Here is a 12,745-nt window from a genome sequence, read left to right as displayed (position 1 = left end):
CGCAACCACTGCTATGACTGAAATGAATCGATAAAAAGTAGCCGCCAATTATCCTAGCCTAGCCAGGCTTTAATAGGCGACCAATGTAACAATTCACTCTAATAAATGCGACCCAATAAGCTTATCTGCCCATTAAATTAGTCGCATAAGATCGCTGAGCTGTTCTATTTCAACATCAGGAAGCAAACTCGCCTTCGAAGAGAGGTATAAATTGGAACCAATGTCATTAAACCAGCAGGCTTGGAAGCCATTTACCTTGGCTCCATAGACATCTGTTTTGAGGTGGTCACCAACATGAAGAATATTCTCAGCGTCACAATCTAGGTATTGCTGAGCTTTTTCAAACATATCTGGATAGGGTTTTGCCCTGCCGTCAGGGCCGGCTTTGAGAATTAATTGAAAGTACTCTCCTAAGCCAATTTTGTGTGGGTCGACATTGCCATTGGTAATCGCAACGAGAGGAATACGCTGGCTAAGCTCAGTCATCACTCGATGCGTTTCTTGAGGTACATTGACTTGATTACGCAACCACAGAGCATGCTCAATACCTTCAAGAGCGGCTTGTTCGGCTTGTTGCTGAGAGTAACCCAGTTGTAGCAAACCGGCCTTAATCTGAGTTTCACGCCACGCAGTGACATCATGCTTCAAAGCTGGGTTTTCAGATACGACTTGTTGCTTAATATCCTGCCACTCTTGGATTGATAAAGAAGCCGAAACAGGGTGCTTTTGATAAAGCCACTGTGCCATCTCTTTCTCAACTTTCATGATCACAGGCCAATTGTCGTACAGGGTGTCATCCAAATCAAAGGTCATGGCTTTGATGGGCTTTAACCCTCGATAAATTTGCATAATAAACCCTTAAATCTAGTCTTTGTTCTTCTTACGCGCTCTCGGATGAGCCTGATCATAAGCTTGTGCTAAGTGTTGGAAGTCTAAGTGGGTATACACTTGTGTGGTCGAGATGTTTTCATGCCCAAGTAACTCCTGAACAGCACGAAGGTTTTGGCTCGATTCCAGCACATGTGTTGCGAAGGAGTGACGCAGTTTGTGAGGGCTAATATGACTAGCGACTGCCTGTTTCTTACCCCACTCTTCCATACGCTTTTGCACGCTACGGTGGGAGATACGAGTCCCAAGCTTAGAGACAAACAGCGCGGTTTCACCCGGTGAAGCCAATTCACCACGGACTTTGAGCCATTTATCGACCCACTCTTTCGCTAAGCCAGAAAAAGGCGCTTTGCGTTCTTTGTCGCCTTTACCTATCACTCGGATTTCTCCTTGTCGACCCAACACATCTTTAAGATTAATGCCGACCAGTTCAGCCAATCGTAACCCCGCACCGTACATTACTTCCATCATCGCTCGGTCACGAATCGACAATGGATCATCCTCATTCACATCAAGCAGTTGACCAACTTCATCCACATCGAGGTTTTTAGGCAAAGGGCGTTGCTTGCGAGGAGCCGATACACCTTTCGCTGGATTGGCGGCCATTTCGCCACGCAACACAAGGAAATCAAAGAAGCTGCGTAGTGAAGATAAGCGCGTTGCTATGCTACTCGCCTTCATTCCTTCACGCATGCCTTTACTAGCAAGTTGTCGTACCCAAGCAGCATCGACTTGTCCCCAGTCTTTCAGCCCTAGCGTGACCAAATGACCGGCCATGGTTTCAAGTTGTTGTTTGTAATTACGTTGGGTGTGTAGGCTGAGTCCCTTCTCGCTTCGAAGGTATTCATAGAAGCGAGAAAGTGGCTTTTGAAGGCTATTGGGAAGAGGTATTTTGGGCTCTAGGCTCATTGTTTATCTGCCAAGGTAAGGTGTCCGCCAAATGAGCGACAACAAGTGCTAAATGGCGTAAAAAGAGCGTGTCCATATGGGGTTGGAAGTGTCCGCCATCTTCACTAGAAAAGGCGAGCAAACCCAATGGAGACTGCTTAGCAAGCGGTAGTACTACATAAGAGCCTAGCTCTGGAACTGGATAATCACCAAACAAATCGTGTCTGTCGGCTTTTCTCAAGCGCCCAAGATAAGCATCTTTGCCATTGAAATGGTTAAGCGAAAACTTAGAGTAACCCTCAGCACTCAGCTGATAAAAACCCGATTGCGAAAGAATTCGAATATGAGCCTTAAGCCCGAGATCTAACGCTTTTTGCTCAACGGCTTTTATCACCTGCATAAAGTCGCTGCATTTCAGTACTTGCGCTTGCAGATCCATAAATTCATAGAAGGTTTTATCGTTGTTGGCTGCCAATGACATCAAGCCAGTGATCTCTTCTTCAAGCTCTTCGATTCGATGACGCTGGCGTTTAAGCTGAATCTCAACCAGAGATACAACACCCTGCTCAACATTATTGATGGCAAGGCGATCCACCAAATCTTTTCGGTCTTGGAAAAAATCTGGGTTATCACGTAAATATTCCGCGACCACTTCTGCGGTGAGTGCGTCGGCTTCAACGTAAGACAAAACCTATCCTTTATTTTTATGAATCTATTGGTTGTAAATCGTAATTAGCAAGACAGTTGACCATCAAACACATGCGTTGCAGGGCCAGTCATAAACAGAGGTTTACCCGGTCCTTGCCAGCTAATGTGTAAATCACCGCCAGGTAGACGAACCTTCACATTCTCAGCCAATAAGCCTTGAGTGATACCAACAGCAACTGCGCCACACGCACCGCTGCCACATGCCTGGGTTTCACCCGCTCCGCGTTCGTAAACACGTAAACGAACTTCTTCACGGTTAACGACCTGCATAAAGCCTGCATTAACACGCTCAGGGAAGCGTTCGTGTGATTCAAGTAGAGGGCCTAGGGTATCCACATCAGCCGTGTCGACATCATCAACCACGGTAACCACATGTGGGTTACCCATGCTTACTGCACCACAGAACAAGGTGTGTACATCCGTTCTTAGGATATACGTCTTCTCAGGTTGTTTCGCCTTGAATGGAATCTTGCCAGGCTCGAACTCAGGAATACCCATGTTCACGGTGATCAGGTCATTCTCTTCGATCTTGAGAACCATTTTTCCTTTCTTGGTGCTGACGTTGATGCTGTACTTATTCGTTAAGCCTTTCATGCGAACGAATCGTGCAAAACAACGAGCGCCATTGCCACACTGCTCTACTTCACTGCCATCCGCATTAAATATACGGTAATGGAAATCAGTTTCTGGATCATAGGGAGCCTCAACCACAAGAAGCTGATCAAAGCCCACACCAGTGTGACGATCCGCCAAACGACGGATCAAATCTGGAGAAAAGAAAATATTTTGAGTAATGCAGTCCACGACCATGAAATCATTGCCCAAACCATGCATTTTAGAAAAGTGGAAGTGCATAACGCTTAAAATTACTCCGGAAGAATGTTTTCAAGTTCCCACAGACTCGTAAGCTCTTCACGCTGACGAACCAAATGGGTTTTATCGCCATCCACCATCACTTCAGCCGCACGCGAACGAGTGTTGTAGTTAGATGACATCGCGAAGCCATAAGCACCTGCAGAGCGAACCGCTAGCAGATCACCTTCTTCAAGAACAAGGTCACGATCTTTACCTAAGAAGTCACCTGTCTCACAGATAGGGCCAACTAAGTCGTAAGTCACCGCTTCACCCTGACGAGGGCTAACAGGAACAATATCCTGCCAAGCTTGGTAAAGTGCTGGGCGCATTAGGTCGTTCATTGCTGCATCGATGATGGCAAAGTTCTTGTGCTCTGTTGGCTTGAGGAACTCGACTTTCGTTAATAATACACCAGCGTTAGCAGCAATCGCTCGTCCAGGCTCGAAAATCAGCTCTAGATCAGAATGATTGTCTAGGCGAGCCAATAGCGCTTTCGCATAATCTGAAGGCTGTGGTGGCAATTCATCACGATAAACCACGCCCAAACCACCGCCAACATCAAGATGCTTAATGTTAATACCATCAGCACGTAGTTGGTCAATCAGAGCAAGCAAACGGTCAGTCGCATCAATGAAAGGTTCGATATCCGTTAACTGAGAACCGATGTGGCAATCAATACCATGGATAGACAAGTTATCGAGTGTTTTCGCAAACGCATAAACAGCTGGAGCACGGTCGAAGGCAATACCAAACTTGTTGTCACGCAGACCAGTAGAAATATAAGGGTGAGTATTAGCATCAACGTCTGGGTTGATACGCAGTGAAATCGGCGCTTGAACACCAAGCTCACCAGCGACTTTATTGAGTCGCTCAAGTTCTGGCTCAGACTCTACGTTGAAACATTTAATGTTTAACTCAAGCGCGCGCTTCATTTCAGCAGCGGTTTTACCGACACCAGAGAATACAACTTTTGCTGGATCGCCACCTGCAGCAACCACACGCTCTAGTTCACCACCAGAAACGATGTCGAAACCTGAGCCCAAACGAGCCAGAGTATTCAATACACCAAGGTTCGAGTTAGCTTTAACGGCATAACACACCAAGTGCGGATGCTCACCAACCGATGAATCAAACGCGTTCCAGTGACGCTCTAGTGTTGCACGAGAATATACATACAGTGGTGTACCATATTGCTCTGCGAGTTGTGAAAGTGCGACGTCCTCAGCCCAAAGCTGGCCATCTTCCTGATAGTTGAAGTAATCCAAAGTTCTTATCCCTTATAAATAACGATTTCTGCGTGTTTTCACTTATTGTGATTGTTCAGTCTGTTGAACTTCATCAGGATCGTACAAAGGACCCGTTTGACCACAACCAGAAAGTCCAATAACGGACAACATAAATAGAGCAGTAATTAATTTTTTCATTTTGCATATCGTGATTATTAACTCAATGCCCCCTATAATCGCACCACACTCAGGAAAAGCAATAGGATAGAAAGGATGAACGAGACTGAATTTCATCAGCTGGTCGATATACAGATGCAAAACATCGAAGAAGCTATCGATGAATCAGAGGCAGATATTGATTACGAAGTGACTGGTAACGTGATGACGCTGGAGTTTGAGAACCGCAGCCAAATCATCATCAACCGCCAAGAACCAATGAAAGAAATCTGGTTAGCGTCTAAATCTGGTGGCTTTCACTTCAAGCTGATCGACGACAAATGGATATGTTCTAAGACGGGCATGGAACTGTTTGAGATGGTTAAAGAAGAATGCGTGAAGCACGCTGGTGAAGAGATCGACTGGGTCTAATCACTGATAAGAAAAACAAAAAAGGAGTGAATCAATCACTCCTTTTTTAATATCAATCAGTTTAAACCCGTTAAATGTTGACTATCTTTGAGCTCCGAGAAGCTAAAGTGGCATCGTTACGGTAAGGCACAACGTAAGAATTGCCCTCTTCTGGGTGAACGATTTGGTAGTACTGAGGTAAGTTAAAGTTAATCAACTTAGACGATACCTTCGACTCATCTTTTACCGACGTGTAGAAGGTATTCACACTCGCGATCATCTCATCTTTCTCACCGCTGTACTGGTGATACACCTCAACCTGATTCGACTCGTCCAATACATAAATATTGAAGCCTTTGTCGGTATCTTCGAAGAAAAACTGAATTAAGCCCTCACTTGCAAAACCATCCACTACTTCTGGTAGTTGGTACTCTTGCTCTTTGTCGAGCATCAGCAAAGGTGAACCCTTCAACTTATTCGTTGAGATACTACGGTAGAAATCGACCGAGTTTTCTAGCATCTGTACCGATACGCCGCGACGTTCGAAGAACAGACCAAACATCTTATTAGCTAAGCGAATCGCTTTAAAACGGCGACGTTTCTCTGGTTCAATCGGTTTCAATCGTAAGTCGATACACTCAGCAAGCAGTTGATACACCATGTTACGCATCACACCACGCAGGTTTTTGCTGTAACAGAACACATCTACCGACTCTGGCGGCAACGCATCTTGGTGCATTTTTCCAAGTACTGTCTTAAGCGCATCCAGCATTGCCGTATCACCTTGGAAATGAAGTGTACGCACTTCGTGCCAAGAGTTGCGGTAAACCAGATCGACACTGCCGACTAAGCTCTTACCTTCTTCACCAAAACTGAAGATATCCGCATTTTTGAGATCAACTTTTAACTCTCGACCACTTAACTCGGAAGTCGGGTCATTTTCAAAGTTGATGAACATCGCCAGCTGGCTAATCTCACACGGGCTCGCCAGTGCTTGCATACTCGGGCGACGCTTACGCAAAGAAAACGTATTACGTAGGTCGCTCACCATTTGATAGAACTTATCAATATCAATATGAGCATCACGTACCACAGAGTGCAAACGCGTCGACTCAGTAATCAAACCATTAAAGAATGACCAAGCAACCAGCTTACTCAAGTACTCATGGTGCTCAAGAGAAGGCTGGCCAAGAATACGATGTGCAACCAATGGCTGCTTATACAAGTACCACCCAGCCTTATTCGACTGACCCTGACGAACTTCGATGAAGCTCAAGTCTGGTTCATGTAGATCTGGAGAGATTTGTGGGTTCAGTAGCGTGACTTTGCCCGGCAATACCTCAAACGCAGCGTAAAGCTTGCGTGCCAAGATACTGATATCTTGCGGGCTGATTGCCGAAGTGATGTCGTTACGACGCGCAAATTGAATCAGGTTTCGATAACTCAGCATTAGGGCATCAAGCAGTGCATGGTGCACAACTTTAACCTGCTCAACCTTCCAGTTGCGGCGGTTATCGAGCTCAGCAATAGTTTCCTGTCCCCAATTCCAAGACTTAGTCATCTCAGTCAAGGCTTCACGGCGCCATGCAACAGAACCAATGCCCGCATCTCGTGACAACTTCTCGTGGGTCTTGAGATAAAAACAACGTCTCACCAAGTCCAATCGAGTGTGGTCGTTAATGCGTTCAAGGTAGCGCGTTACCTTTTCAAGCATCAGATAGTAACTATCCATGCCATACAGATCAGGTTCGTCCGCGAAGAAGCGACGCTTAGTATCAATACTCAGCAGTTGGGTGTTTGGGTATTCCCATGAATAGGCTTCTAGCAAGATCGCCTTTAACACCGATTTATACGGTGAGTCGATACTCTTATAGAGCTGCCATAGGTTTGAACCAAAGTACTCTTCAGCGGGAATACGATTTAGCTTGCCAAAATCGATCCACTGCGAACAATCAAGATAGCCATCCTGACACAAGCCGTGAACATACTCGTCGTAACACTCTTCCATTTCTGGCGGAATGATTTGCCACAACAAACGTTGACCAGCCAAACGAACCGCAGAGCGATAGAACTCATCAAGCAGTAATAAGTGCTGTGAAGAACCACAATTGTCGCCTGTCATCTCTTCTGAATGATTCGAACGGAAACGCTCTTCATCCATTAAGAAGAAATTCGCTTCAACGCCTAAGGTTTCAGCCCAATCGGTAATCAGCAAACATTTGTTGGTAAGGCTATCACGAGATGCGCCATCCATATCTGGGGAAACACACACCCAAATATCAAGATCACTTGAAGTGCTTTGACCAATCGACGAAGTACTACCCATGGTGTACAAACCAAGGATTGCTGGTTCATCAGCCTCGGTAAGTTTGCCACCCAACGTCAATTCAGTATCAGAGACAAATTGCTTTTGGAATTCATTAAGCGTGAAGCTACGAATTCCAAAAGGAACTTGTTGGTCATAATAACCAGGCATCATCGGGTGATTGAAGTGAAGCAGTGCGGGAATAAGGTTGAAAACTCGCTGGCCTTGCACATTCATCAACGCCAACGCACGAGCAATGCGCTGCTGATTTAGATTGTCTAATCGTTGAATCAAAGTTTGAGTGTAAGCCTGCAAGGTAAGTCCTTGGTTTGAGGTTAAGTGCAGTTCTGTTTAGTTACTGAACGAAAGCAGCAGCAAAACGTGATCAATTTAACACTTTTACCCCTAATGGTAAAGCAAAGGTACCCGTCATACTGGTCAATTCCTTGATGACAGAAAGTTAAACTCACGGCGCCGTAGTGTCCTCTTTATTGACTATTTCTAATAATAGCCCATGTTTCAAATGAGATACCAATCACACTATTTTGGTGAACTCATGAAAATCTCTCAGCTATCAAAGCATGGAATGATCAAACAGTAAGAATTTCCGTCTCACAATGGTAGGATTAGACCATTACAGAACCTATATCGGAAACACCATGACAAATTCAGCACCAATCCGTATCGCGACCAGAAAAAGTCCTCTTGCCCTTTGGCAGGCATATTTTGTAAGGGATGCACTGCAAGCTGCTCACCCTGGTTTAGAGGTTGAGTTGGTAACTATGGTGACCAAAGGTGACATCATCCTAGACACTCCGCTTGCAAAAGTGGGTGGCAAAGGACTGTTCGTTAAAGAACTTGAAGTGGCAATGCTAGAAGGTCGTGCTGACCTAGCAGTTCACTCAATGAAAGATGTACCTGTCGACTTCCCTGAAGGTCTAGGTCTAGTGACGATTTGTGAGCGTGAAGATCCGCGTGACGCATTCGTATCAAACACTTACAACAACATTGACGAACTCCCACAAGGTGCTGTCGTAGGTACATGCAGCCTACGCCGTCAATGTCAGCTGCTGGAATACCGCCCTGATTTAATCATCAAAGAACTGCGTGGCAACGTGGGCACTCGTCTAGGTAAACTCGATGACGGCCAATACGATGCTATCGTCCTAGCGGCAGCTGGCCTTAAGCGTCTAGAGCTAGAAGAACGTATTCGTAGTTTCATCGAACCAGAACAGTCGCTACCGGCTGTAGGCCAAGGCGCTGTTGGTATTGAATGTCGTCTTGATGATGAGCGTCTGATTAAGCTTCTTGAACCACTAAACCATAAAGACACAGCCGATCGCGTGCTTTGCGAGCGTGCAATGAACCTAACTTTGGAAGGTGGTTGTCAGGTTCCTATCGGAAGCTACTCACTATTAGACGGCGACAACATCTGGTTGCGTGCTCTTGTTGGTGAGCCAGATGGTTCTAAAATGGTCCGTGGTGAGATCTCTGGTCCTCGTAAGGATGCAGAAGCGCTTGGCGTGACTCTGGCAAATCAATTGCTGGATAATGGCGCAAGAGAAATCTTAACCAAGCTCTACGCTGACCAAGAATAATCATGACAGTGTTGGTAACTCGTCCCGGTTCAGAGGGACAATCGCTTTGCCAACAACTAGCGGATGAAGGAATTCAAGCAATCCATCATCCGCTTATTCGTATCGTTGACAATCCAAACTCTACGGATTTAAGCACCCAGCTTAATAACAGCGATATCATTATTGCAGTTAGTCATCATGCCGTAACTGCAGCCCAAAGCATCCTTTCGAAAACCTCATCCATTTGGCCCACTTCGCCGCTTTATCTTGGCGTTGGTCAAAAAACTGCGCACGTTTTAAGCAAAGTCAGTAAACAAAAAGTAAACTACCCTCAAGTTAGTGATAGTGAACATCTTCTTAAACTTACTGAACTTAATGGCGTAGAAAATAAGTCCATTTTGATACTACGTGGTAATGGTGGGCGTGAGCTCATTCGGGATTCTCTACTCAATCGAGGTGCACAAGTCTCTTATTGTGAGACCTACCGTAGAGAATATATTCCCATTAGCGACCACAATACCTATCAAGCATGGATAAACAAAAAAACGTCCAAAGTTGTCATCACTAGTCAGGAACAATTGGAGTATCTCTGCTCAATTACCCCTGATGAGTATTTGGCTTGGCTTTCAACGAGACATCTATTTGTCCCAAGCCAGCGCATAGTAGAACGAGCACAACAACTCGGTTTCTCGAACGTGACCAATACTCACAGTGCTACGAACCAAATATTACTGGCTGCTCTCCGGCCCTAGCTAGAAACAGGAAATAAGCATGACAAGCAAAAAAAATAATGAGCATATTGAACCTGAGAAGAAACAAGACACTCAGCCAGTAGTTGTTGAAAACGAAAAAGCTGAATCTACAGAGACAAAACAGCCTGAACAGAAGCTTGATGCTTCCACGTCAGATGCTGCTAAAAACGAGCAGCCTCAAGCTGAACATAAAGAGCAAATTGAGAAAGCAGAAAAGCAAGGTAAGCGCGGTGTCAAACTAGGCGCTATTGCGATCGCTATTTCGATTATTTTCAGCGGCGGTATCGCATTTCAAATGCAGCAAAAGAGCGCTGAGTACTCGGCTCAAATCGCCGCTCTTCAAGCGCAACTGCAAAATACCCAATCTGCGGTAAATAAAGACCTACAAACCATCAAGCAAGAGACTATCCAAGAAGCCTCACACGCGGTGGAGAAAACTCAGGTCGTGCAATCTCAACAGCAGAAGAGCATTCAAAGCCTGCAGTTAGCAGTGGCTGACGTTAAAGGTCGCCGACCGAATGACTGGTTACTTGCCGAAGCCGATTACCTTGTGAAACTAGCAGGACGTAAATTGTTCCTAGAGCATGATGCCGTTAGCGCCACCAAGTTAATGGAAAGTGCCGATCAACGTATCGCAGCACTGAATGACCCTAGCTTAGTGTCACTGCGTCAATCAATGACCAATGACATTACCAAGCTTCGTACTATTCCTCTGATCGACCGTGACGGCTTAGTTCTGCGTATCACAAGCCTACAACAGCAAGTTGATACACTGCCGCTTGCCAATGCGATTCTTCCGGAAGCTACGGTTGTTGAGAAAAAAGCAGTATCGCAAGATATTAATGATTGGCAGAACAACCTGATGACGTCGATGAAAGACTTCTCAGAAAACTTCATCACATTCCGCAGTCGTGATGGCGAAGTTATCCCTCTACTATCACCAGAACAGCACTTCTACCTGCGTGAAAACATCAAAGGTAAATTAGAAACCGCGATTCGCGCCGTCTACAAAGAACAAGGTGAACTCTATAGCGCAGCTCTTAATACCGCTAGCGAGTGGTCGAAAGCGTATCTAAACCAAGATAACAACTCAGTGATTGAATTTGAGAAAGCAATTAAACAGCTAAGTGAACAGAACATCTCTGTGAAATACCCTGTAAAGCTTGAGTCTCAAAATGAGTTATCAGATGTGATACGTGAGCGCCTACGTCGTGAAGTCACCGTTATGACCACGGAGGAAAAATAATGATTCGTTGGATTTTTCTTTTTCTCGTTCTAGGTGCAGGGTTAATTGTTGGGACTCAGTTCTCTGGTCAACAAGGCTATGTTCTGATCTCAATTGCGAATAAGACCATTGAGATGAGCGTGACAACACTGGTTATTTTTGTCATTGCTCTTCTAGCGGCTCTATTCGGATTAGAGTACCTATTTAAAAAGCTTATGTACGCAAGCTCAACAACTTGGAACTGGTTCAGTGTTCGTAAACTGAAACGCTCTCGTCGTTATACCAATGAAGGCATCATCAAACTACTTGAAGGTGACTGGAAAGGTGCTGAAAAGAAGGTAACTCGTTGGGCGAACCATCACGACATGCCTCTACTTTGTTATTTAGTCGCTTCTCAAGCGGCTCACGAACAGGGTAATACACGCGAGCGTGATAAGTACATCGAGCTTGCTAGCCAACAGGACGACTCTCTACTGGCTGTTGAGCTAACTAAAGCAAAACAACAGATCAGTGAGTCAAACTACGAAGCTGCGTTCGATACACTTTCTACTTTAAAAGGTACATACCCTAATAATACTGCTGTACTTGGCTTGTTAAAAGCCACCTACATGCAGCTTAAACTGTGGCAGCCATTATTAGAATTAACGCCTAAGCTAGCTAAAAACAAACTTCTTACGGCTGATGAGCAAGTTGAATTAGAACAGAAAGCACAATGTGGTTTGCTTCATGATGTCGCTCAGCAACAAGGTAGCGAGGGCTTAATTAGTCACTGGAACAAGCTTCCAAGAAAGCAAAAACAAAGTTCACATCTTGTATCCTGCTTTGTGAAACAACTCATCGCTCGTAAAGCGGACTCAGAAGCATTCACAGTGATCAAAGAGAACATTGCAAAGAGTGGTTCAAATGAGCTCTACATGTTGCTTCCAGAGCTAAATCTAGCCGATCACCACCCTGTAGTGGTTATGCTAGAACGAGCTATCAGTAAAGATAGTGGTAATGCAGAAGCACACAGTGCATTGGCTCAATTCTACCTGAGAGAGCAAAAGTGGGCAGAAGCACAAAGCCACTTCGAGAAAGCGCTAGCACTTCGTTCAAATGTATCAGATTACGGATACCTATCTGACGCACTAGAGAAACAAAACCTAACGAAAGCAGCTCATGAGGTTTCTCGTAAAGCGCTCGCTCTAGTTCAACCCGCTTAATTCAAAGCGACTCAAACTAAGCCGATGTCTAGCATCGGCTTTTTTGTATCTGCTATTTGCCTCTAGATAATTTCTATACAATACCTGTAAACCAAATTCATCGCTCCATGACTCGTCTAAAGCTAGCAAATCAAGCGTGTGAAAGTTGCTATGGTATTGCACAATAGAGTCTCCCAAATATACGGAGAACGATTTTAACTGTGTTTGTACGTTGTTACTCCGATTCTTATAAACTAGCTCTTAGAAGAGATTTGAGAGTAATAATCGAGACAAGTAACGCCTTTAAGCTCAATAGCAAATCGAAAGCGCCTCAAAATAAGATATTTACCAGTACACAGAAACTCACTTTAAATCACACAGAACTAGCAGTTAAAGTAAGCTATTACTATTCCAACCATATAGCACAAAAACAGTAGTCTTCACTTAGCAGCCCTGTTGAGTCGCTTCTTTGAAGTAGAAGGGGTGGAACAAGTGTTTTCAAGCCAACAACACCTTGTTACTAAAAACGAGACACCTTTCATCAATAAACTCAAATTATACCAATTCCGTTAA

The 12,745-nt window shown here is 44.8% G+C and carries 12 protein-coding genes; 5 read left to right on the top strand and 7 right to left on the bottom strand.

The genetic code is table 11. The features are described from left to right. Positions 1–132: 132 nt before the first annotated feature. The 6 genes from yigB to BCT34_RS09370 are packed head-to-tail and all read right to left on the bottom strand — an operon-like array spanning position 133 to position 4,859. The gene (gene yigB, locus BCT34_RS09395; RefSeq protein ID WP_076651391.1) at positions 133–849 is read right to left on the bottom strand and encodes a 5-amino-6-(5-phospho-D-ribitylamino)uracil phosphatase YigB; all 717 of its coding nucleotides are present in this window, start codon (positions 847–849) and stop codon (positions 133–135) included. Between the two features lie 15 nt (positions 850–864). Beyond that, positions 865–1,797: a tyrosine recombinase XerC gene (xerC, locus tag BCT34_RS09390; RefSeq protein WP_076651390.1), complete on the bottom strand. Its 933-nt coding sequence runs from the start codon at positions 1,795–1,797 to the stop codon at positions 865–867. Continuing rightward, positions 1,763–2,464 carry a DUF484 family protein gene (locus tag BCT34_RS09385; protein ID WP_076651389.1) on the bottom strand — a complete coding sequence of 234 codons (702 nt, stop codon included), beginning with the start codon at positions 2,462–2,464 and terminating at the stop codon, positions 1,763–1,765. Before BCT34_RS09385 ends, xerC begins: the two co-directional genes overlap by 35 nt. Positions 2,465–2,508: 44 nt before the next feature. Then, positions 2,509–3,339, bottom strand: a complete 831-nt coding sequence (gene dapF, locus BCT34_RS09380) for a diaminopimelate epimerase (protein ID WP_017061013.1) — start codon at positions 3,337–3,339, stop codon at positions 2,509–2,511. 11 nt (positions 3,340–3,350) lie between these two features. Beyond that, positions 3,351–4,604, bottom strand: coding sequence for a diaminopimelate decarboxylase (lysA, locus tag BCT34_RS09375; protein WP_076651388.1), 1,254 nt, complete (start codon positions 4,602–4,604; stop codon positions 3,351–3,353). A 42-nt stretch (positions 4,605–4,646) separates the two neighbouring features. Continuing rightward, a complete protein-coding gene (locus BCT34_RS09370; RefSeq protein ID WP_032554288.1) occupies positions 4,647–4,859 on the bottom strand; it encodes a lipoprotein in 213 nt (70 codons plus the stop codon). Between BCT34_RS09370 and cyaY the strand changes: the two genes are divergently transcribed. Then, positions 4,839–5,153 (top strand): iron donor protein CyaY, encoded by a 315-nt coding sequence (cyaY, locus tag BCT34_RS09365; RefSeq protein WP_076651387.1) that lies wholly within the window; start codon positions 4,839–4,841, stop codon positions 5,151–5,153. The two genes, BCT34_RS09370 and cyaY, sit on opposite strands and share 21 nt — an antisense overlap. Before the next feature lie 70 nt (positions 5,154–5,223). Here the strand turns inward: cyaY and BCT34_RS09360 are convergent, their stop codons facing one another. Continuing rightward, entirely contained in the window at positions 5,224–7,752 is a 2,529-nt protein-coding gene (locus BCT34_RS09360) for a class I adenylate cyclase (RefSeq protein ID WP_076651386.1), read from the bottom strand. A gap of 344 nt (positions 7,753–8,096) precedes the next feature. Here BCT34_RS09360 and hemC point away from each other — a divergent pair, with 344 nt between their 5' ends. From hemC to BCT34_RS09340, 4 genes are read left to right on the top strand one after another with little or no spacing between them, the layout of a single operon-like run. Then, positions 8,097–9,035 carry a hydroxymethylbilane synthase gene (gene hemC, locus BCT34_RS09355; protein WP_076651385.1) on the top strand — a complete coding sequence of 313 codons (939 nt, stop codon included), beginning with the start codon at positions 8,097–8,099 and terminating at the stop codon, positions 9,033–9,035. Between the two features lie 2 nt (positions 9,036–9,037). Continuing rightward, the gene (locus BCT34_RS09350) at positions 9,038–9,766 is read left to right on the top strand and encodes a uroporphyrinogen-III synthase (RefSeq protein ID WP_076651384.1); all 729 of its coding nucleotides are present in this window, start codon (positions 9,038–9,040) and stop codon (positions 9,764–9,766) included. Positions 9,767–9,785: 19 nt separating this feature from the next. After that, the gene (locus BCT34_RS09345; RefSeq protein WP_076651383.1) at positions 9,786–11,012 is read left to right on the top strand and encodes a uroporphyrinogen-III C-methyltransferase; all 1,227 of its coding nucleotides are present in this window, start codon (positions 9,786–9,788) and stop codon (positions 11,010–11,012) included. Next, positions 11,012–12,193: a heme biosynthesis HemY N-terminal domain-containing protein gene (locus BCT34_RS09340; RefSeq protein ID WP_076651382.1), complete on the top strand. Its 1,182-nt coding sequence runs from the start codon at positions 11,012–11,014 to the stop codon at positions 12,191–12,193. Before BCT34_RS09345 ends, BCT34_RS09340 begins: the two co-directional genes overlap by 1 nt. Positions 12,194–12,745 lie beyond the last annotated feature (552 nt).

The sequence above is a fragment of the Vibrio sp. 10N.261.45.E2 genome (assembly GCF_002875705.1).
Taxonomy (GTDB): domain Bacteria; phylum Pseudomonadota; class Gammaproteobacteria; order Enterobacterales; family Vibrionaceae; genus Vibrio.
This window is presented reverse-complemented; position numbering and strand designations above follow the sequence as displayed.

Coding starts and splice junctions, on each gene's coding strand:
- yigB (WP_076651391.1), bottom strand. CDS start 849: ATGCAAATTTATCGAGGGTTAAAGCCCATCAAAGCCATGACCTTTGAT.
- dapF (WP_017061013.1), bottom strand. CDS start 3,339: ATGCACTTCCACTTTTCTAAAATGCATGGTTTGGGCAATGATTTCATG.
- BCT34_RS09370 (WP_032554288.1), bottom strand. CDS start 4,859: ATGAAATTCAGTCTCGTTCATCCTTTCTATCCTATTGCTTTTCCTGAG.
- BCT34_RS09345 (WP_076651383.1), top strand. CDS start 9,786: ATGACAAGCAAAAAAAATAATGAGCATATTGAACCTGAGAAGAAACAA.
- BCT34_RS09350 (WP_076651384.1), top strand. CDS start 9,038: ATGACAGTGTTGGTAACTCGTCCCGGTTCAGAGGGACAATCGCTTTGC.
- hemC (WP_076651385.1), top strand. CDS start 8,097: ATGACAAATTCAGCACCAATCCGTATCGCGACCAGAAAAAGTCCTCTT.
- cyaY (WP_076651387.1), top strand. CDS start 4,839: ATGAACGAGACTGAATTTCATCAGCTGGTCGATATACAGATGCAAAAC.
- BCT34_RS09340 (WP_076651382.1), top strand. CDS start 11,012: ATGATTCGTTGGATTTTTCTTTTTCTCGTTCTAGGTGCAGGGTTAATT.
- xerC (WP_076651390.1), bottom strand. CDS start 1,797: ATGAGCCTAGAGCCCAAAATACCTCTTCCCAATAGCCTTCAAAAGCCA.